This window comes from Sorangium sp. So ce426 (assembly GCF_051475585.1).
In the GTDB taxonomy this organism is placed as follows: domain Bacteria; phylum Myxococcota_A; class Polyangia; order Polyangiales; family Polyangiaceae; genus Sorangium; species Sorangium cellulosum_B.
Genome location: NZ_CP150341.1, coordinates 5,017,423 through 5,038,129, shown reverse-complemented (window position 1 = coordinate 5,038,129; position 20,707 = coordinate 5,017,423). Strand labels below are relative to the sequence as shown.

The 20,707-nt window shown below is 71.8% G+C and carries 16 protein-coding genes; 6 read left to right on the top strand and 10 right to left on the bottom strand.

Annotated elements, in window-relative coordinates; all coding sequences use genetic code 11:
* Window positions 1-136 precede the first annotated feature (136 nt).
* The gene (locus tag WMF44_RS18665; RefSeq protein ID WP_437300471.1) at window positions 137-931 is read left to right on the top strand and encodes a hypothetical protein; all 795 of its coding nucleotides are present in this window, start codon (window positions 137-139) and stop codon (window positions 929-931) included.
* A gap of 284 nt (window positions 932-1,215) precedes the next feature.
* On the opposite strand, the gene WMF44_RS18660 is transcribed toward WMF44_RS18665, so the two are convergent.
* A complete protein-coding gene (locus tag WMF44_RS18660; protein WP_437300470.1) occupies window positions 1,216-1,611 on the bottom strand; it encodes a hypothetical protein in 396 nt (131 codons plus the stop codon).
* Here WMF44_RS18660 and WMF44_RS18655 point away from each other — a divergent pair.
* Entirely contained in the window at window positions 1,592-2,335 is a 744-nt protein-coding gene (locus WMF44_RS18655; protein WP_437300469.1) for a pectate lyase, read from the top strand. The two genes, WMF44_RS18660 and WMF44_RS18655, sit on opposite strands and share 20 nt — an antisense overlap.
* Before the next feature lie 30 nt (window positions 2,336-2,365).
* Here the strand turns inward: WMF44_RS18655 and WMF44_RS18650 are convergent, their stop codons facing one another.
* Together WMF44_RS18650 and WMF44_RS18645 are read right to left on the bottom strand one after the other, a co-directional pair.
* Window positions 2,366-3,031 carry an HD domain-containing protein gene (locus tag WMF44_RS18650; protein ID WP_437300468.1) on the bottom strand — a complete coding sequence of 222 codons (666 nt, stop codon included), beginning with the start codon at window positions 3,029-3,031 and terminating at the stop codon, window positions 2,366-2,368.
* Window positions 3,028-4,017: a diguanylate cyclase gene (locus WMF44_RS18645; protein WP_437300467.1), complete on the bottom strand. Its 990-nt coding sequence runs from the start codon at window positions 4,015-4,017 to the stop codon at window positions 3,028-3,030. The genes WMF44_RS18650 and WMF44_RS18645 overlap by 4 nt, the downstream gene beginning before the upstream one ends.
* A 107-nt stretch (window positions 4,018-4,124) precedes the next feature.
* Between WMF44_RS18645 and WMF44_RS18640 the strand changes: the two genes are divergently transcribed.
* A complete protein-coding gene (locus WMF44_RS18640) occupies window positions 4,125-5,450 on the top strand; it encodes a sigma 54-interacting transcriptional regulator (RefSeq protein ID WP_437300466.1) in 1,326 nt (441 codons plus the stop codon).
* Window positions 5,451-5,515: 65 nt separating this feature from the next.
* On the opposite strand, the gene WMF44_RS18635 is transcribed toward WMF44_RS18640, so the two are convergent.
* The 6 genes from WMF44_RS18635 to WMF44_RS18610 all read right to left on the bottom strand — a co-directional run bounded on the left by WMF44_RS18635 (window position 5,516) and on the right by WMF44_RS18610 (window position 12,557).
* On the bottom strand, window positions 5,516-6,397 hold the full coding sequence (locus WMF44_RS18635) for a hypothetical protein (protein WP_437300465.1): 882 nt from the start codon (window positions 6,395-6,397) through the stop codon (window positions 5,516-5,518).
* Complete coding sequence (locus tag WMF44_RS18630) at window positions 6,387-7,139, bottom strand: hypothetical protein (protein WP_437300464.1); 753 nt, start codon at window positions 7,137-7,139, stop codon at window positions 6,387-6,389. The genes WMF44_RS18635 and WMF44_RS18630 overlap by 11 nt, the downstream gene beginning before the upstream one ends.
* Window positions 7,140-7,703: 564 nt before the next feature.
* On the bottom strand, window positions 7,704-8,528 hold the full coding sequence (locus WMF44_RS18625) for a hypothetical protein (RefSeq protein ID WP_437300463.1): 825 nt from the start codon (window positions 8,526-8,528) through the stop codon (window positions 7,704-7,706).
* A 28-nt stretch (window positions 8,529-8,556) separates the two neighbouring features.
* Window positions 8,557-10,179: a serine/threonine-protein kinase gene (locus WMF44_RS18620; protein WP_437300462.1), complete on the bottom strand. Its 1,623-nt coding sequence runs from the start codon at window positions 10,177-10,179 to the stop codon at window positions 8,557-8,559.
* Between the two features lie 254 nt (window positions 10,180-10,433).
* Entirely contained in the window at window positions 10,434-11,624 is a 1,191-nt protein-coding gene (locus tag WMF44_RS18615) for a vWA domain-containing protein (RefSeq protein ID WP_437300461.1), read from the bottom strand.
* A 270-nt stretch (window positions 11,625-11,894) separates the two neighbouring features.
* On the bottom strand, window positions 11,895-12,557 hold the full coding sequence (locus tag WMF44_RS18610; RefSeq protein WP_437300460.1) for a hypothetical protein: 663 nt from the start codon (window positions 12,555-12,557) through the stop codon (window positions 11,895-11,897).
* Between the two features lie 783 nt (window positions 12,558-13,340).
* On the opposite strand from WMF44_RS18610, the gene pheS reads away from it, so the two are divergent.
* Window positions 13,341-14,390 carry a phenylalanine--tRNA ligase subunit alpha gene (gene pheS, locus WMF44_RS18605; RefSeq protein ID WP_012236022.1) on the top strand — a complete coding sequence of 350 codons (1,050 nt, stop codon included), beginning with the start codon at window positions 13,341-13,343 and terminating at the stop codon, window positions 14,388-14,390.
* 33 nt (window positions 14,391-14,423) lie between these two features.
* Entirely contained in the window at window positions 14,424-16,886 is a 2,463-nt protein-coding gene (gene pheT, locus WMF44_RS18600) for a phenylalanine--tRNA ligase subunit beta (RefSeq protein WP_437300459.1), read from the top strand.
* Window positions 16,887-18,128: 1,242 nt separating this feature from the next.
* On the opposite strand, the gene WMF44_RS18595 is transcribed toward pheT, so the two are convergent.
* Window positions 18,129-19,346, bottom strand: a complete 1,218-nt coding sequence (locus WMF44_RS18595; protein ID WP_437300458.1) for an MFS transporter — start codon at window positions 19,344-19,346, stop codon at window positions 18,129-18,131.
* A 219-nt stretch (window positions 19,347-19,565) separates the two neighbouring features.
* Here WMF44_RS18595 and WMF44_RS18590 point away from each other — a divergent pair, with 219 nt between their 5' ends.
* Window positions 19,566-20,696, top strand: coding sequence for a pirin family protein (locus WMF44_RS18590; RefSeq protein WP_437300457.1), 1,131 nt, complete (start codon window positions 19,566-19,568; stop codon window positions 20,694-20,696).
* Window positions 20,697-20,707 lie beyond the last annotated feature (11 nt).

Below are 20,707 nucleotides of genomic sequence, written 5' to 3'. Positions count from 1 at the left end.
TATGGGGAAGCGAGCGGGCAGCGAAGCCCGCGCCCGGCCGGCGTCTTGACACGCCGGCGCCGAGCGGGTTCACGTAGTGTCTGGACGCTCGCCGCCGCGCGAGGGCGCGCGACGGCTCAGGGAGAGGGGCATCGAGATGCGAGACCTGAAGGGGATCGTCGAGGTGGAGCTGCTCGTCGAGGAGGGCGGCGCGCTCACGCCGACGCGGGAGTACGTCCACCGAGAGTCGACCTATGTCGAGGGGCGGTCTGGCCAGCGTTATGCGCTGCGCGTGCGGAACCTGACGGGCGCGCGCGTCGAGGTGGTGCCCACGGTCGACGGCCTCGACGTGCAGAGCGGCGAGGACGCGTCGTTCGACGCCCGCGGCATGGTGATCAGGGCGCACGAGTCGTTCGATTTCACCGGGTTCCGCATCAGCCACACCGAGGTCGCGACGTTCCGGTTCGGGAGCATCGAGCAGTCGTACGCCGCGCAGATCGGCAAGCCCCGCAACGTGGGTGTCATCGGCCTGGCGGTGTTCGAGGAGCTCGCGCCGCCGCCGCCGCCGCCCCCGCCTCCCTTCGCGCCGCCCCCGCCGGCGTTCGGCGGGCCGCAGGGCGGCGGATTGCCCCCGCCGGCTCCGGGGTATGGACCGCCCGCGCCCGCGCCCGCTGTGCCGCCGCCAGCCCCCGCGCCGGGCGCCGCGCCGGCCCCCGCGGCGCCGAAGGGGCTGGGCACGACCTTCGGCGAGCGGCGCGAGTCCCGCATCACGTCGACGCAGTTCACCCGGGCGACCCCCAAGCCCGCCGCCGTGCTGGTGATCCGCTACGAGCAGCGCGACGGGCTGAGGGCGCTCGGCATCGACGTGGACGGGCTGCACCAGCGCGAGACCGCCAGCCCCTTCCCCGCCGAGACCGGCTTCGCCAAGCCGCCGCCCGGCTGGAAGGGCTGAGCGCCGGAGCCCCCGCGCCTCCCTGTGAATCTTCTCGAAAAATCGAGGGGAGATACTGCAGACGGGAGTCATCCTTGCCGTCAAGCATGTCAACCCGTGGTTGACATCGCGGCGCTACGGCGCGCCGCCATGAGGATGCCCACGCCACGAGCGCTGCGCGGGCTCCCGGGCACACCGTGAACCACCGGTAGGCGATTCCAGGCAAGTGGCATTGTCGTTGCCTAGCTCGCGGCGGAGGCGCAGCGCCGGCCCGGTTCGGCGGCCGCCCACCGCCGGGCCGCCCATCATGATTCCAGAACGAGAGGTAGCGACATGAGATTTGGAATGCAGTCAGCTTTCACTTTGCTGCTCGTGATCGGCGCCGCCGGAGCCATCCAGCTCGGCTGTTCAGACGACGCGGCGACCCCGGACGACGGCCAGGGAGGCAGCAGCTCGAGCAGCAGCACCGCCGCGACCGGCGGGAGCACCAGCACCACAGGCGGCGCCGGCGGCGGCAGCACCGCCGCGAGCACCACGAGCGGCGCGACCACGAGCAGCTCCAGCACCACGAGCAGCTCCAGCACCACGGCCGCGAGCACCACGAGCAGCTCCAGCACCACGGCCGCGAGCACCACGAGCAGCGGCACGGGCGGAGAGGAGCCGCTCGGCGACGAGATCCCGATGGCGATCCCGACGCCCACGAACGGCAACGGCGAGATCAGGACCCAGACGACGGTGCTCAAGAACGCCGCCCACGGCGGGCAGGACGTCTACGACTTCAACAACCAGAAGATCGGCGTGAACAACACGGCGGACTGCGACGACGGCGAGGGCCAGAAGACCGTGTTCGAGGTCGAGGACGGCGTCACCGTGAAGAACCTCATCATCGCCGGCGGCCTCCCCGGCGGCAACGGCATCGTGTGCAAGGGCGACTGCACGCTCGATCACGTCTACTGGGAGGACGTCTGCGAGGACGCGGCGACCAACAGCGCCGACGGGGCGACGATGCACATCAACAGCTCCATCGCCCTCCGCTCGGCCGACAAGATCTTCCAGCACAACGCCAAGGGCGGCTCCACGACGATCGTCACGAACTCGTACATCGCCGACTTCGGGAAGCTCTGGCGCTCGTGCGGCGACTGCACCGCGAACGGCGGCCCGCGGCACCTGATCATCGACAACGTCAGGGTGGACCGGGTGAAGACGACGGTCGCCGGCGCGAACCAGAACTACGGGGACACGGTCACGATCACGAACCTGTACGTCAAAGGGGGCTACGACGCGGGCGACGACAAGCCGAAGATCTGCCAGGAGTACAGGGCCGTCACCGATCACATGGGCGAGTCCGAGAAGCTTCACGGCGGCGCGAGCCAGTGGGACACCGCCACGTGCCGCGTGAGCAAGAGCGACGTGAAGAGCTGGTGATCGCGCGAGGGGCAGCGCGCGCCGGCGTCGCTACGCGCCCGCGTCGAGCTTCCGGCGCAGGTTGTCGCGCGCGCGCGCCTCGAGGCGCGCGTGGAAGTACGGCGAGAGGAAGATCCGCTCCGCCGCGAGCAGCTTCTCGAAGAAGCGCCGCCGGCCTGCGGCGTAGAGCTCGGGCGGCACGGCGCTGTACTCCGCGGCGATCGCCCGGTCGTACGCGTCGAACGCCGCCGCGTCGCTGCCCAGGATGGCCATGTCGCAATCGAGGAAGAGGGCCTCCTCCTCGCCGACGTCCGCCGGCTCGAGGGCCCCGTGGCGCGCCGTGAGCAGGATGAGCCGCTCGATGAGGCCCTCGTCGAGCCCCTCGCCGGGCAGCCAGCGCGCCACCGCCTCGCGCGCGAGCTCCGCGCTGCGCGCCTCGTTGTCGTGGCGGCCGGGCACGTACACGGCGTCGTGGAAGAGCGCGGCCAGGAACACCTCCCGCGGCCTCCGCCAGCCGACGTCGCGGGCGACCTCGCCCACCCGGCGGAGCACCTCGCCCACGTGCGCCAGGTCGTGGTACGCGCGCCCGGGCTCACCGTAGGCCGCGCGCAGCGCGCCCCACAGCGGCTCGGGCAGGACCAGGCCGTCCGGGGCCTCCGGCGGCGCGTCGCCGCCGGCGCGCGCCTCGCCCGCCGCGATCCCGCCGTCCGGCCTCACGCGAGCACCAGATCCTCGGGGCGGAACAGCTCCCCGTCGTACGTGGCGACGCGGCCCTTCTCCGTCGCCTTCGCGTGGTTCTTCGCGAGGTTGGCGCGCCCCTGGATCTCGCGATCGGTCAGGAAGCAATCGACGTCGGCGACGCACAGCCCGGCCGAGATCGTCGGCGACCGCTCGACGCGGCGGTAGCGGCGGCGGGCGAGCCGCTCCTGGAGCGCGCGCAGGAAGTCCACCGCCCACGCGCGCGTCGCGTTGGGCAGCGTGATCATGTACTCGTCGCCGCCGAACCGGTACGCGTGCCCGTGCGCGAAGACGTGCGCCTCGATGCTCTCCATGAGCGGCGGGAGCACGTGGAGATCGACCGCTGTCTCGGTGTGCTGGACGTTGAACGCCTTGAAGTCGTCGATGTCGATGAACGCCACGGCGATCGAGGCGCCGCGCAGCGCGCAGCGCGCCCGGTAGTGCGCCAGATCGGGCAGGAAGAGCCCGGGCGCCTCGAGGATGTGGAACTTCTCGTCGTACTCGCGCGGGCGCAGCGGCGGCGCCTCCGGCATCACGGCCTCGGCGTGCCGGATCGACATGTAGTCGGTGAGCTGCGGCACCTTGAGCGCGCGCGTGGCCGCGAACCAGGGCGCGGCCATCAGCTGCTCCAGCCCGTGGACCTCGCGCCGGAGGTGCCGGATCGTCTCGGCGTTCACGGCCTTCTGCAGCGGCTCCTCGATCGCCGTGGCGCTGTCGCGCCGGAGATCGATCAGGATGCGCTTGAGCAGCGGGCCCTGCGTGTCGTGGATCTGCGCGTGCGGCGGGCGCAGCTCGAGCTGCCGCCCGAGGAGGCTCAGCTGTCCGATCAGCTCCGTCACCTCCGGCGGCTCGTAGCCGCGGAACTCCTGCCGGATCACGTCCGCCACGTCGCGGCGGAACGCATCGGTGAATCGGGTGACGCACTGGGACAGGATCTTGGCCTCGGACTGCGTGAACTCGAGCACCTCGTGAGGATATCCTGGCGGCGTGCGCCCAGCGCCCCGGACGCACCGCGGGCTGGAAATCCACCGGAAATTCGGAGATGCTGCCCCGTCCCCCTCCCGCGCGATCGATGCACGACCCCACCCGGACGATCACGACCCTCCGAAGCGACGCGGTCGAGCTCCCGGACCTGCGCATCCTCGTCACCCCGCAGAAGAGCCCGCCGATCGAGGCCGCCCTCGGCGTCGCGCCGCTCGTGCTCGGGACGAGCGGCGAGTGCGACGTCATCATCCCCGACTCCCGCGTCTCACGCCGCCACTGCCAGCTCCGGTTCTCGCCGCGCGGGGTCGTCCTCACCGACCTCGGCAGCAAGAACGGCACGTTCATCAACGACGTCCTGATCGTCGAGGGCTTCCTCACCCCGGGCGCCATCGCGTCCCTGGGCGGCGTTCCCCTCACCGTGCGCGTCGGCGGCGCCCCTGTCGTGGTCCCGCTCTCCACCACGGCCAGCTTCGGCGAGGCCCTCGGCGGCAGCGTCCCCATGCGCGCGCTCTTCGCGCGCCTCGAGCGCGCAGCGGCCACCTCGGAGACGATCCTCCTGCTCGGCGAGTCCGGCACCGGCAAGGAGGTCCTCGCCCGGGCCATCCACGCGGCGAGCCCGCGCAGCGGCGGCCCCTTCGTCGTGTTCGACTGCAGCGCCGTCGCCCCGAACCTCATCGAGGCCGAGCTCTTCGGCTACACGAAGGGCGCGTTCACGGGCGCCCAGAGCGCGCGCGCCGGCCTGCTCGAGGAGGCGAGCGGCGGCACGCTCTTCCTCGACGAGATCGGCGAGCTCCCGCTCGATCTCCAGCCGAAGCTCCTGCGCGCGCTCGAGGCCCGCCAGGTGCGCCGCATCGGCGCCGCCGCGTACACGTCGTTCGACGCCCGCGTCGTCGCCGCCACGCACCGCGATCTCCAGGGCCGCGTCGCGTCGGGCGCGTTCCGCGAGGATCTCTACTACCGGCTCGCCGTCGTCGAGACCGTCGTGCCCCCGCTGCGCGAGCGCAAGGAGGACATCCCGCTGCTCGTCGAGCGCTTCCTCGCGGCGCAGGCGCCGCCGCGCTCGCTCGCCGATCTGCCGCCGAACGCGCTGGAGCTGCTCCGCGGGCACCACTGGCCGGGCAACGTGCGCGAGCTCCGCAACACCGTCGCGCGGCTCATGCTGTTCCCGCACCTCGCCGAGGAGGCGATCGTCAAGGTGGCGCCGCGGCCCGCCGACATGGGCGTCGGCCAGTTCGTCGCGCTGCCGCTCCGCGAGGCGCGCGACATGGTCGTCGAGCAGTTCGAGCGCACGTACATCGCGATGAAGCTCCGGGAGAGCGGCGGCAACGTGGCGCGGGCCGCCGCGTCGATGGGCGTCTCCCGGCAGCTCGTCCACCGGCTGATGGAGCGCTACGGCATCCGCAGCAAGGGCTGACGGGGCGCGCGGCGCTCAAGGCGCGTGGCGCGGCGTTCGCGGCATCGGGAACCGAGAGCGGAAGCCTACGACTTGGTTGATGCTCTGGGATTCACCACCAGAGCGAGCCCCTTCCGGTCGAGCAGCAAGCCGTCTCTCGTCGGAAAAGGCTTGCGCTTCCGCTCCCGCCACGTGCGGAGCGCCGCAGTGCGTTGGTGCTGCGCCCAGGTCACGGGAACGGACTCCATGCAGCGCAGAAAGCGGGCGCGCCCGTCGGGGCCCATGGCGTCACGCAACATGTAACGCCGGATGGGCTGGGAGATGAGCAGGTAAGGCCCGAGGTGATACAGCGCCAGGAGGAGCAGGCAGGCCTCGCCGAGTCGCCGGAGGGAGACATCGAGGTCCCGGGCACGCTCCGCATCGAGGTCGATCGAACGGATGTCCCGGTAGAGGCTCCGATAACGCGCGGTGGAGCCGTGTACGAAGCGGCTCGACCGCTGGTAGGCGTGCACGATCTCGGAGAACAGAAAGCACTTTTCGCCGGTGTCGCCGAGCGCAGGCTGGAAGTGTGGAAGGCGCTGGATCTCCTTGAGCAGGTCGGTCCAGACGTCTCTCACGTCCTCCTCGGGGAGGACGGTACGCGCGACGAACAGGGAGGGGCGCGAGTCGAAGTAGCAGTGCCGGACGAGGTTCTCCAGGAGGCTCCGGGCGTGGACATGGGCGGTGCGCTCCACCCCGAGCGCCCCTGCATGCAAGATGGCGACGATGTCCGCGCGCGCCGCGTTCAAGAACGCCGGGACCGTCGCAAAGGCGCTGCAGTGCCACGCGAGCCAGTTCATGTAGGCGAGCGTCTGCTGGGAGGCCGCGAGCTCCGATCCGGAGCCTCCGAGCCGGCGCTCGACCTGCCGGCCGACCTCCGCGAGCAGCCTCTCGCGGGGCGAGTCGCGGCGCTGTCGCCTACTCGCCATGGGCCTTCTTTGTGTTGATACGGCGTGTCTCCGCGATCGCACGGTCGGCAGGACTGCGCAGCCCTTCGGCCAGCAAGCGGGTCGTGATGTCCTCGATCGTGTCCGGCGTCAGGCGCTCTGCATCCTTGAAGAGTCTCTCTGCGAGGTGCCGGCGCGATTCTTGAGCCTTGTAGGGCAGCGGATTTGGCGACCACACGGTCCGGAGCTGCGCGATGGAGTGCAGCGTCGGCAGTACGATCACATTCTCGTCGATTGCCGAGATCGCGAGGTTGCGGAGAAGCGACTCGATCCTTGCTCGATGTGCCTGTCCCGCATGTTCGGACGCGAACCTGAGCATCTTCAGAAACCTCGATACTTTTTCGGCAGGAGCAACAAGTTGTTTATCTATCCGACGAGTGGCGCGCGCCATGGCATCTTCAAGCGTCGAGCTCGGCGACGCCGTTGTATATTGGTCGAACCGTTCACGGAGCGCCCGCTCGACATCGACATTGTCGCGGGCCAGCGCGACAAGCTCGTCCTTGACGATCTCACGCAGCCGCTCCATCGAAATGGGCTCCTGGTCCTCGGGGCTCTGCTGCCGCTTGAAATTCCGGAGTAGCTGGAGGACTTGCGCCAGCTCCTGCTGTCCACCGAGGATCGCTTCGGCGGCCTGAAAATCGTCCGCGGAGTGCTCTTCGACCAGGCTGAGCAGCGCTCGCGCTGCCCGTACTCCATCACTGCCCGAACGCTCGGGGCTCGTCACGGCGCACCTCCAAGAAGACCCACCTCGCGCGCGACGGCGTCGAGCTCGGCGACGAGCGGCTCGTGCTCGGGATTGTTGGAGAATGGCAACGGTTCGTTCGCCTCGAAGGAGTTTCGGTAAGCTTCATCCTCGGAGATGCTCGCGGAGAGGCAGCGAACCGCGGGCTTCTGCGCCGCGCGATCTCCGCCGCGATCTCCTGCACTCGAACATCCTGGCGTGAGAGCCGCCACTTGACGCACAGGATGGGGGAAAGTGTTGCAAAGCACACCAACATGGGCGCGCAGGAGGGCGCCTAGGCTGCTCAGGAGGGCCGCTGGCGCTGCACGGGAGGGCGCCGAGGCGGCTCAGGAGGACCGCTGGCGCTGCGCAGGACGGTCGCCGGCGCTGCGCAGGAGCCGCGCGATTGTAATTCAGGACACTCCACGGAGCGCTCAGGAGGGGGCCGAGGCTGCGCAGGAGGGTCGCCGGCGCTGCGCAGGAGGAGGCCGAGGTTGCGCAGGAGGGTCGCCGGCGCTGCGCAGGAGGAGACCGCAAGCAGCAGGGTGACAGGCTTCGTGCGTGCGCTCAGAACACGCCGCGGAGCGAGAGCCCGGGGCCGCCCGGCGAGAACGAGAAGCTCGCGACCGGCGCGGCGGGCGCGACGGGATCGAGCTGGAAATAGAGCACCGCGCCCAGGCCGGCCGCGAGGAACCCCACGCCCGCGGAGATCGCGCCTGCCTTCCACGTGAGATCGATCGCCTCGACGTCCTCCGCCGGGCAGCCGGGCGCGCACCGCCTGCGGAGCTCGCTCCGGTCGAGGTGCCCCTTGATGCCGAGGAACGCGCCCACACCGAGCCCCACCACGCCGGCGCCGGCGAGCACGAGCGGCCAGCGCTGCCGCACGGGCGGCGCGTCGGCGCCGCCCGCGGGGCGCGACGGCGCCGGCGCAGGGAAGCGCACCGCGATCGGCAGCGCCTTGTCGCCCGGCGGCACCGTGACCACCGTGACGACCCGCGTCCCCGCCGCGTCCTCGAACGTCAGCGTGTGGCGCCCGGGATCGAGCTCGATCGGATCCTTCGGGAGCGCGTCGACCAGCGGCGCGCCGTCGAGGAGCACCCTGACCCGGCCCGGCGCGCCGCCGTCCGCGGACGTGGCCGACAGCGCGACGCTGGGCACGTCGCGCTCGACCTGCTCACTCCAGCGTTGGCAATCGCGGGCGAGCGTCGCCGGGCATGAGCTCACGCAGACGTGGAGCTCGGCCCGCGCGCGCAGCAACGCCCGGTCACGGACGAGCTGCTGCGCTTGCTCGTACGAGGCCGCGCACGTCTCGCCCACGCCCTGAGCACGGGCGTGAGAGCTGGCGACGAGCGTGACGGCCGCGCCCAGGGCGGCGAGGAGGCCTCGTTTCATCGCGGCGTAGGCTACACGCTTCCACCGTTCACAGGCACTCGCGCTTGATCCGCCGGATGCCGCTGGCATCGACGTAGTACGGGGGCACGCAGCGGGATCGCGGCCGCGCGGTGCGCGCGGGGGGCACGGCGCGCTGCGCGGTGGCGGGCGCGACCGGCTCCGGCGCAGCCGCGGTGCTCACAGGCGCCACAGCGGCGCTCGCAGAGGCCGCAGGCGCGCTCGTGGCGGGCGCCACAGGCGCGGCCCCGGACGCCGCCGGAGCGGCCGCGCTCGAGGCGAGCGCCGCAACCCCCGGCGCCGGGGCGACGGCCAGCGGAGGCGGCTCGCCGGCTCCGGCGCGCTCGGCCTGCGGCGCGTCCGGCTCTGGACGCACGCTACAGCTCCTGCCGAGGGCCACGGCGAGCACCAGCGCGCTGGCCCCGAGCGCGAGCGTGGACGCGCGGACGAGCTGCGCGCTCGCCAGCCGCGGCGGCGCCGCCGCGGCGACCGGCGTCGCGAGCGCCGACGCCACGGGCCGCGCCATGTCCTCGACCGTCCTCGTCATCGTCGGGACCGTCACCGAGGTCCGCAGCGCGCGCCCGCGGCCGCCGGACGGCTGCGCGAGGCGCGCCTCGTCGTCCCGCGGCGGCGCGTCGTCCACGCCGGCGGGTCTCGGCGGCGGCGGCGCTGGGGCCGCGCTCCGCTGCGACGTCTCGATCGCGGCGAGGCTCTTCGCCCGCGCCTCGAGGAGCGTCCCCGCCGTCGCCTCGACCCACGCGCCGACCGCGCGCGGGCTCGCCGGCGGCAGCGCCTCCTCCAGCGCGGCCGCCATCTCCAGCGCGGTCGCGTAACGCCGGGAGGGATCCCTGTCGAGGCCGCGCAGCACCACGTCGTCGAGCGCCTTCGGCACGTCGCCGTACACGCTCGGCGGCTGGACGACGCCCTCGAGGATCCGCCCGAAGATCTCCGCGTCGCACTCCCCCGTGAACAGCCGCCGCCCGGCGAGCACCTCCCAGAGGACCACGGAAGCGGCGTAGATGTCGGCGCGGCGGGTCAGGGGGGCTCCGCGCAGCTGCTCCGGTGCCATGTAGCTGAGCTTGCCCTTGAGCTGCCCGACGCGGCTCACCTGGCTCCGCACCGCCGCCCGCGCGATGCCGAAATCGAGCACGCGCGCGATGCCGTCCTCGCCGACGAGGATGTTCTGCGGCGACACGTCGCGGTGGACGATCTGGAGCGCGGCGCCCTCCTCGTCGGTCGCCTCGTGCGCCGCGTGCAGGCCCGCGAGGGCGCCGGCGATGATGGCCGAGCCGACCGGCTGCGGCACCCGTGCCCCTCGCCGGCCGGCCTCGCGCAGCAGGCTCGAGAGCGATTCCCCCGCGATGTACTCCATGACCACGAAGAGCTCGTCGTCGGCCTGCACGCTGTCGAGCGTCGTGACGACGTTCGGGTGACGGATGCGCACCGCGAGCCGCGCCTCGTCGAGGAGCATCGACGAGAACTCGGGGTCCCTGGCGAACTGCGGGTGCAGGCGCTTGATCGCGACCGTGCGCGCAAAGCCATGGGCGCCCACGAGCCGCCCGAAATGGACGGAGGCCATCCCCCCGGAGGCGATCACGCCATGGAGCGTGTACCGATCGAGGGTCCGCCGCTCGCGCTCCTGAGCAGGTGCCATGGTGGCCCTGTTCTACAACATCTCGGCAGCGTTGCCGGACGGTACCTGCGCGCCGCGCTCGCGTCAGTCGGCCCATGGCGCCGGGCAGCGGCAAGGGCGCTCGACCCGGCGGATGGGTGACTGACCGCCCCTGCCGAGGTGGACCGGTGGAGAAGCAACTGGGTGTGTCCACAGCGTCAACTCACCGTTGACATGGGTCGGGCTGGCGGCGCGCGCCGTCGGATCGAGCGCCCCGCAGGCGCGGCGGCCTGCGGCTACAGGGGAACCTCGATCACGCTCTCGCAGGTGAAATCGACGCTCAGCTTCGCCACCATGTCCGCCTGGACCGTGGTGCACGCGTCGGCACACAGCACGATCTGCGTCGGACTCGCGGGCTCGTCGTAGCGCCAGGCGCCCTCGGTCGCGCAGCTCTGGTCGTACACGAGCTCCGTGGTCGCGCTCGATCCGCTCGTGTAGAGCACGCGGACCTTCTCCTTGTCGAACGCGCTCCCGTTCGGCGGGAGCGGGATCGCCATCGTGCACGAGACCGAGGCGCCGCGGATCCGGTCGACCGCCGCCTTGAAAGCGGCCGTGGTCTGCGACGGATCGCCGGTGTCGATGAGCACGGCGCCCTCGGTGCCGCCGGCTGCCGCGATCTCGTGCAGGTCGTCGAGGGTGTCCGGCGCGCCCTCGATCGGCGGGTTCTCGACCCCGATGACGTAGGTCGGGACGCCCTCCGCCAGCGCCGCCTGGGCGTCGGCCACGACGGCATCGATGGTGTCGGACGCCTCGTCGCAGCCCTGCGGGTAGCCGTCCGTCACGAGCACGATCGCGTATTTCCCGGGGTTCTGCCGCCGCTGCGCCTCGATGAACTTGCTCGTGCCCCGCATCACCCACGCGGTCGGCGTGCCGCCGCGCCAGTCGTCCGAGCGCGCCGGCTCGATCGCGTCGATCGCCTCGGTGAAGGCCGCCGAGGGGAGCGGCGTCAGCGGCACGTCCGGCGTCGCGTAGATCTCGACAGAACACTTGTCGTCGTCGGCGGGAAAGAACGAGAGCGAGGCCGTCAGCCCTTCGGACCCGGGATCCGAGAAGAACTGCTTGGTCGCGGCGACGACGGGATCCCACTTGAGCGACTTGTCGTGCCAGTCCTCGTCGCCCTTGCCCATGCTCCCCGACACGTCGAACGCGAACGCCAGGTACACGGGCTGGATGGACGCCGCCGCCGTCTGGGTGGCGCACGCTCCGCCTCCGCCCGTGGGGCTGGCGCCGCCCACGCCGCTCGATCCAGGCCCGATCCCGCCGCCGATGTCCAGCGAGCCCCCCTCGCCACCGAAGGTCCCACCGGAGCTCGCTCCTTCACCCTCTGCGCCGTCGCTCGCGCCGCTCGCGCTGCTCGCGCCGCTACCGCACCCGAGCCCGACCACCGCCGCGCTCAGAACCGAAAAGAAACTAGTAAGCAATTTCACAAATCGACTCCTTGCACGACCGCGTGCCGACGCCGTCCGCCCGGCATCGCGACCTCGGGATCGCGCGTGGTCCTGGGCTTCCAAGCACGCGGGGTGCCACAGCGCGCGCCCAGGACCCGCGCGTCCTCGCGGCGCGACGCGACGGCATCCTCGGTCGTGTCATAGGAACACAGGCCGCATCGCGGCGACGCTGCCGGCGCGCGGCGACGTCGAGCGCGTGCGATTTCAATCGTTGTCGCGGTTCGACGGGCTGTCAGCGGCCCGCGCCGGTTACTTCAGATAGGAGCCGCAGCGCCCGTCGCCGGCCTCGACGTCCTTCGCTGTCGCCTTTCCTGGAGGGAACGCCCCGCGATCGCAGAGGGCCGCCAGGATATCGAGGAGCTCCTGCGCCATCTCCTTGCCCGTGCTCCCGCGGACCTGACGGCCCATGGGCGAGCCCGGCTGCCCGTTCAGGATCTTGTGCCAGTCCTCGTACGCCTTCTGCCGCGCGTGGGAGCCGAGAGAGTAGGCGCCATCGTCGAAGAGCACCTTCGTCCCATCGTCCCCATGGCACGACGAACAGCGCTCCTTGATGTGCGCCTTCCCGCGGGCGGCGTCGCCGCCTGGGAGGAGCGCGTAATGTCCCTGAGCCGGCGGCTTGATCGTGAAGATCTGGTCAGGATGCGGGAGCGCGCCGTCACGGACGCCGATCACGAACGCGGCCACGGCCTCGATCTGAGGGGGCGTGAGCACGTCGCCGTACGCTGGGATCTCGCGATCCCCCTTCGTGAGCAGAAGGACGAGATCCTCTTGCGTCTCGCGTCCCCCGAGGAGGCTCCGCGAGACGGCGTACGCCTTCGCCATGGCGCCTGGTCCATAGATGCCCTCGCGCCCCTTGAGATCCCAGCCGAAGAAATTCTTGAGCCGATAATCATGGCCGGCGTCGTTGCTCATCGCCTCCCCGGATCCGAGCCTGAGCGTCCCATTGCCCGAGGGACCGCCTTGACCATCCAGGGCCCCTTTGGTCTTCGAGCTGTCGGGGACAAAGGCCGAGAACGGGGGCTCTTTCCCATAAAATTTGTCGAAGAGCCGGCCGCCGAGCGCTGTGTCGATAACGGGCGTTTCCGGCGCGGGCAGCGCAGGGGCAGAGGCGGGTGCGGGATTCGCGGGATTTGCGGATGGCGTGGGCGGCACCTCTGCCGGCGTGGCAGGGCCGCAGGCCGCCGCGACGGCGAGGAGCGCAGGGAACGCGGCCGAGAGGGGAGCGCGACCTACAGCGAGCGAGCGGGATCGGGCACGGTGGAGCAAGAAAGCCTCCTGGCGAAGGGGGTCACGCGGCCACTGTATTCAACTCTGACCCGGCTCCGCAACCATGACCGGCTCCGTCGATTTCGGGGCGAGCGGGCGGCTGGTACCGATCCTTCCCTGTGTCGGTCGCGATTCATGATCTAGGGAGTCCTGCGAGCTCCGGCTGGACGTCGACCGCGCCGAACACCCGATCTTCGCGCTCGCGGTGCGCGGCCATGAGCCAGACAAGGTTGAGCTGTCGCGCGCGCCGCGCGCAGGGCGGGGCCGCGCAGCGGGAGCGGCGAGGCACACCCGCCGCGGTCGCGGTCGCGGTCGCCGAGCCTCCGGATCACGCGTGCGGGCCGCGCGCTGGCTGGCGCGAACACCTGGGGGGCGGCGCGGGAGGCCAACGTCTTGCGTTGCCATGGCCTTCGCGGTAAGGGGGCGGCAATGAGTGGTCCCGAACTCGGCCGCCTCATCGACGAGGTCGATCGCACGGTGGACGTCCAGTTCGCCGCAGCCGGCGATCTCGATGAGCTGAACCGCCTGTATGCCAGCCTGCTCGGGCGCCGCGGGTCGCTCAATGCGCTGATGAAGCAGCTGCCCGGCGCGGCGCCCGAGGAGCGCAAGGCGCTCGGCCAGCGCCTCAACGCCGTCAAGGGCCGCGTGGAGCGCGCCCGCGAGGAGGCGACGGCGAGGATCAAGCGCGCTGCGCGCGATCGCGAGCTCTCCGCCCCGCCCCTCGATATCACCCTGCCCGGCCGCTGGCGCGCGCCCGGGCGGCCGCACCCGATCATGCGGACCCTCGACGAGATCGTCGATATCTTCGTCGGGCTCGGGTTCGACGTGGCCGAAGGGCCGCAGATCGAGCTCGCGCGCTACAACTTCGATCTCCTCGGGTTCCCGGCGGATCACCCGGCCATGGACATGCACGACACGTTCTACATGGCCGGCGATCCTGGCCAGAACGTGCTCCTCCGGACGCACACGAGCCCGGTCCAGGTGCGCGAGATGCTCTCCCACCCTCCGCCGGTGATGATCGTCGCGCCCGGGGTCGTATATCGGCGCGACGACGACGCGAGCCACAGCCCCATGTTCGTGCAGATCGAGGGGCTCGTCGTCGACCGCGACGTGTCGCTCGCCGATCTGAAGGGCCTGCTCGAGGTCTACAGCCGCCGGATGTTCGGCGAGGCCACGAGGACGCGCTTCCGGCCGAGCTACTTCCCCTTCACCGAGCCCAGCGCGGAGCTCGACGTGTCCTGCCTCGTCTGTTTCGGCGAGAACCGCGCCTGCCCGCAGTGCAAGGGGACGGGCTGGCTGGAGGTGCTCGGGTGCGGCATGGTCCACCCGACGGTGCTCCGGAACGTCGGGATCGACCCGGAGGAATACACGGGGCTGGCGTTCGGCATCGGCGTGGATCGCACGGCCAACATGAAGTTCGCCGTCGACGATATCCGCGCCTTCTACGAGAACGACGTCCGCTTCCTCGGAAGCCTCTAGGCCGCTGCCCCTCGCCCGCAGCCCCGATTCCCCATGTTGATATCCTACAAGTGGCTTCAAGAGATCCTCGGCGCCGATCCCGGCGTCGACGCGGTGACCTCGGCGCTCGGCCGCGGCGGGCTCGAGGTCGACCGCGTGACGCACGTCGGCGCCGCGCTGCGCTCCGTGGTCCTCGCGAGCGTGGTCGCGACGCGGCCGCACCCGGCGGGCAAGAAGGGCCTGACGGTGGTCCGCGTGGACGCGGGCGAGGCGGGCGGAGAAGGCGTCGAGGTCGCGTGCGGCGCGCCGGTCATCCCGGCGGCTCCGGCGCTCGTCTGTTATGCGCCCGTGGGGGCGCAGGTGCTCGACCGCACCGGCGCGCTCGTGACGTTGACCGAGAAGGCGGTCGCCGGCTTCACGTCGCCCGGCATGCTCTGCGCCGAGGACGAGCTCGGGCTCGGGTCGAGCCACGAGGGTCTCCTGACCGTGGAGGGCGGGCGCCCGGGGCAATCGCTGCTCGACTGGGAGCCCCGCCTCGAGGACTGGATCATCGAGCTGAGCGTCACCCCGAACCGGCCCGACGCGCTGGGGCACCTGGGCGTGGCGCGGGACGTGGCCGCTGTGCTCGGCCTGCCGTTCCGTCCGCCCGCCGTCGCCGCGCCGCGGGAGAACGGCGCCGGAGCGCCCGCGGCCGTGCAGCCACGCGCCGTCGTGGAGGTCCGCGACGGGGACCGCTGCCCCCGGTATGACGGGCAGGTGATCGAGGGCGTCGGCGTGGGCCCCTCGCCGCTCTGGGCGCGGGTGCGGCTCGGCCGCCTCGGCGTCCGGCCGATCAGCAACATCGTCGACGCGACCAACCTGGTGATGCTCGAGCGGGGGCAGCCGCTCCACGCCTTCGATCTCGACACGCTGCGGCTCCCGATCGAGATCCGGAGGGCGAAGCCGGGCGAGGCGTTCGTCGCGCTCGACGGGCAGAAGCTGTCCCTGGACGAGGACGACCTGGTCATCGCCGACGCGGACCGCGTCGTGGCCCTGGCGGGCGTCATCGGCGGCGCGGACAGCGGCGTCACCGCGACGACCCGGCGGGTGTTCCTCGAGTCGGCGTACTTCGAGCCGCGCGGGATCCGCAGGTCGGCGCGCCGGTACGGCTTCCACACGGAGGCGTCGCACCGCTTCGAGCGGGAGGTGGACCTCTCGGGGGTCCCCCTGTCGCGCGACCGCGGGAGCGCGCTCATCTGCGAGCTCGCGGGCGGCGAGGCGGCGGGCGAGCCGATCGACGCGTACGTGGCGCCGCGCGCGCCGCGCCGCCTGACGCTGCGGCTCCCGCGGTACCAGCGCATCATCGGAGCCGAGGCGCCGGCGCGGACGCGCGAGATCCTGGAGACGCTGGGGCTCTCGGTGCTGGAGCAGAAGGCGGACCGGCTCCTCGTCGAGGTGCCGGAGCACCGGCCCGACATCGTGGAGGAGATCGACCTCATCGAGGAGGTCGCGCGCATCGCCGGCTACGACCAGATCCCGAGCCGGCTGCCGCGCGTGGGAGCCGCGCCGGCGGGCGCCCGCGGCGATTACCGGCTGCGGCGCAGGGTGCGGCAGATCTGCACGGGGATCGGGCTGCACGAGGCGGTGACGTACTCGTTCCTCTCGCCCCAGGAGCTGAAGGCGGCGCGCTACGACGACGGGTCGCTCCTGCGGCTGCTCAACCCGCTCTCCGAGGAGAAGTCGGTGATGCGGCCGTCGCTGGTCCCCGGGCTGCTCACGGTGGTGCAGCGCTCGCAGCGGTACAACGTGCCGCGCGTGCGGCTGTTCGAGGTGAGCCAGGTGTTCCTGCCGTGGCAGGGCGAGGCGAGCGGCGCGGGCCAGCTGGCGCGGGTCGAGCGGCCGCCGGTGAACGAGCCGACGCGGCTCACGATCTTCCTCGCGGGGCCGCGGGACAGCTACCTGACGCGGCCCGAGGACGTCGATTTCTACGACGGCAAGGGCGCGGTCGAGGCGGTGATTGCGGAGCTCGCGGGCAGCGTGACGCCGGCGTTCGACCTCGCGGGCGAGGCGCCGCCGTGGGCGCACCCGAAGAAGGGCGCCCGCGTCCTGCTCGACGGCCGCGAGGTCGGGTACGTGGCGGAGCTGCACCCGGACGTGCGCGAGGCGCTGGAGATCACGAGCGGGGCCGTCGTGGCGGAGCTGGATCTCGCGGCGGTGGCTGCGGCGTACAAGGCGCCGGTGGCCGCGAAGCCGAGCCGGTTCCCGGCGATGCGGCACGACGTGGCGCTGCTCTTGCCGCTCGACGTGCCGGCGGGAGAGGTGCTCGAGGTGCTGCGGACCACCGCGGGGGAGCGCTGCGAGAAGGTCGAGATGTTCGATCGGTACCGCGGCGAAGAGCTCCCGGCGGGGACGCACTCGCTGGGATTCGCGCTGTGGTTCCGGTCGGCCGAGCGGACGTTGACGGACGACGAGGTCGACAAGTGGACGAAGGCCGCGGTGGACGCGGCGAAGGCGCGGTTCGGGGCGCAGCAGCGCTGAGGGCCGGCGGCGAGCCGCGGCGGATCGCGGCTCCGGGCTGACCGGCCCCCGGCGAGGGGAACGCTGACGGTTCAGGGAGCTCATCCTATGGGGAAGCAGGCCGGATAGCATCTTGCACGCTGAGCCGAGCCGTCGCCCTCGGGGACGTGGAGGCAGCGCGTGTCGTGCACGAGGCGATCGGTCAGCTGCTCGGGCCTGGCGGCGGTACCGGAGGGGCGAGTGCGCTCACGCCCGTAAGGCTCGGCTGGCTAGACCTGGGCCTTCACCTTCTCCATCGTGGCGATCTACCTCATCGCCGCGCGCGCTTGGGGCGAAACCTCTGGAGGCGCTGGGGGTGCCATGGCCAACTTCGGCACAAGTCGACACGAGCCTCGCGCGCCAGATGGAGAAACAACGGAGATCGCGGCATAACGTATCTGGCGCGGGCTTTGCTCGGGGCGAACGTATGCCACACCAATCATCGACGCGAAGATCATGGGCTGCTGTCACCGTCGCGCTGCTGACGGCCGGACTGCATGCGGCGTGCGACGCTGTCACCGTTGCGGATACCCCGAGCTCCACGTCGACCGCCGGCGCCAGCGGGAGCTCCGGTGCGGATACCTCGAGCTCCACGTCGACCGCCGGCGCCAGCGGGAGCTCCGGCTCGGAGGCAGCTGGCGAGGCGTGCGGGATGAATGGGCCTTGCGAGCCAGGGTCGCATTGCCTGTTCGGCGACCATGCGTGCGGGACGAGCCCGCCCGACGAACACTGCCCGACGGAATACTGTGCTGTGCCCGGTTCATGCAGCGGCCTGGGCGGTCCACCTGTCTGCGGGTGCGACGGCAAGATCTACGACAACGCGTGTCTCGCGGACTCCGCCGGCGTGGGCACTTCGAGCCTCGGAAACTGTGGGCCCGCGCCTCAAGGGCGCTTCGCGTGCGGCGAGCTGTTCTGCGAGAAGGCGACTCAAATATGTATTGTGAACCATCCCGACGGCTGCGGGTCCACCCAGCACGAGTGTCGCGACCTGCCCCAGGGCTGCGGTAGTGCCAGCTGCAATGGGTGCGTCGACGCGTCGAATGAGTGCCTCGATGTCCTCCATTGCAGCGCGGACGCCAACGGCGACATCACCGTCACGTGCACCACCTTCTGACCTCGACGACGAAAGATCCGGCAGCAGCTCCGTCGAACCAGGAAATCGTCCTGCGCGCATGGGCCACACGGCCAGGACGCGGAAGAAGATCGGGCGCTGCGGCGCGACGGCTACGGGCGCCCTGCAGCCGCGAGCGCGACGCGCCGCTCGATCCCGAGGAACATGAGCGGCAGCGCCACGGTGAACACGATCGACAGCCCCGCGACGACCGGCATGCCATCGAGACGGTGGTCCGGCAGCTCGTGGAGCATCCTGGCCGCGGCGAACGCCGCGATCGCGGACGACATGTGCTGCACGGCCGACTGCATCGAGGTGAAGCGCGCCCGCTCGGCGGGGCGCGGCACCTTCGACGTCAGCGTGTTGTGCGAGACGTTGCGGAACGTCATGCCCAGCATGAAGGCGATGAAGATCGCGAGCACCGGAAGCCCCGGTGTATACGAGACGAACCCGGCGTAAAGGACGCTCACGAGCACCACCGCCCCCACCGAGCCCGTCTGGAACGCGCCGAAGCGGTCCACCAACGGTCCCACGGCCCGCATCGCGGCGAAGCTCACCAGGCCTCCCACGAAGTAGAGCAGCCCGAGCCGCTCGCGCGGATACCCGAGGTTGTACTGCACGTAAGCCGAGATGTTGGGGATCACCAGGAACGACGCCACCGTCAGGATCGCCGTCGTCGCGTACGAGAGCAGGACGATGGGCCGGCCGAGGAGCGCGCCGAGCTCGCCGAGCGCGCTGCCCGACGGCCGCGCGCCGGTCAGGTGATCTCGCATCGACGGCAGGAGGAAGATCGCGAGCCCGGCGACGAGCAGCCCGAGCGCCGCGACCGCGAAGAACGGCAGCGGAAAGCCGCCGCGGCGGGCGAGCTCCAGCCCGGCGGGGACGCCGAGCACCGAGGCGACCGAGAACGAGCCCATCACGACGCCCATCGCCTTGCCGCGCCGCTCGGGCGGGATCACGTCGGCGACGATCGAGAACGCGACCGAGGTCGCGGGCCCGCCGAACGCCCCGGCGAGCACGCGCGCCGCCATGAGGCTCGGGAGCCCCGTGGCGAAGCCCCCGGCCGCCGTGCCGGCGACGAGGCCGAGCATCGCCACGGCGAGCGCGCTGCGGCGGTCGAAGCGGTCGAGGAAGAACGCGCCCGCGAGGCCCGAGACCGCGGCCGCCGCCGTGTAGCTGCCGCCGATGAGGCCGATGCTGGACATCGGGATCCCGAGCGCGACCGCGAAATCGGGCCCGAGCGGCATCACCATCACGAAGTCGAGGACGTTGATGAACTGGACCGCAGCGACAAGGAAGATGATGCTCGATTCGGAGCGCCGTCTGGACACGAGGGTCGACTCTAGTCCACTCCAGGCGCGCCCGCCCCGCCTCCGCACGAAAAAGCGCCGCGACGCGCCGCGCTCACGCCCGGACGCGCACCCGCACCTCTCCCCTGCTCTGCTCGGCCCGCGCGGCGGCGCGCACGTTGCGCGCGTTGCTGTCGGCGCAACGCCGCGTTGCGCGCTCGCACCGTTGTCCCCCCATGAGGTCCACCTTACGATGACAGGATGAGCCCCATGGATCGCCGCACAGCCCTCGGCGCCCTCGCCGCAACGCCCGTCGTCGCCGCGTGCGACCCCTCCGCGCCCCCGCCCGGTCGCGCCGACGAGGCCGCGCTCGCCGCGGAGGACGTCGTCCGCGACGTCGCGCCGCTCGGGTTCCCCTGGGAGACGCTCGATCCCTTCCTGTTCTGCGTCCACCACGACGACGCGTACCCGGCCGGCAACGAGCGGATGGGGCCGGCCGCCTCGCTCTCGGGCCGCGCCATCGGGCGCGACTTCGCCGGCAAGGACGGCTGGCGCATGTACCACGGCGACGTGGTCCCCGGCTTTCCGCAGCACCCGCACCGCGGCTTCGAGACCGTGACGGTCGTGCGGCGCGGGCTCGTCGATCACGCGGACTCGCTCGGCGCGGCCGCGCGCTACGGCCGCGGCGACGTCCAGTGGCTCACGGCGGGGGGCGGCATCGTCCACGCGGAGATGTTCCCGCTCGTCGAGAAGGACGGGCCCAACCCGCTCGAGCTCTTCCAGATCTGGCTCAACCTGCCGCGCGCCGACAAGCTCGCCGAGCCGCGCTTCGTGATGATGTGGGGCGACACGATCCCCAGGCAGATCGCGCGCGACGCCGCGGGCAGGGCGACCGAGATCACGATCGTCGCCGGCCGCCTCGGCGAGCTCCGCCCGCCGGCCCCGCCGCCGAGGTCGTGGGCGGCGCGCGCCGCGTCCGACGTGGCGATCTGGACGCTCAAGATGGCCCCGGGCGCGCGGTTCACGCTGCCGGCCGCCTCCCCCGGCACGAACCGCGCGCTCTACTTCTTCCGCGGCGCCGAGCTCCGAATCGGCCCCCGGCGCGTCCCCGCGGCCCACAGGATCACGCTCCGCGACGGCGCGGCCGCGCTGCTGGAGAACGGCCCCGACGAGGCCGAGATCCTGCTCCTCCAGGGCAAGCCCATCGGCGAGCCCGTCGCGCAGCAAGGCCCCTTCGTGATGACCTCGATGGCGGAGGTCCAGCAGGCCTTCCTCGACTACCGGCGGACGGGCTTCGGCGGATGGCCGTGGCCGAGCGACGGCCCGGTCCACGGGCGCGCGGAAGGCCGCTTCGCGCGCTACCCCGACGGCCGCATCGACAAGGCGGGCTGAGCCCCCCGCCA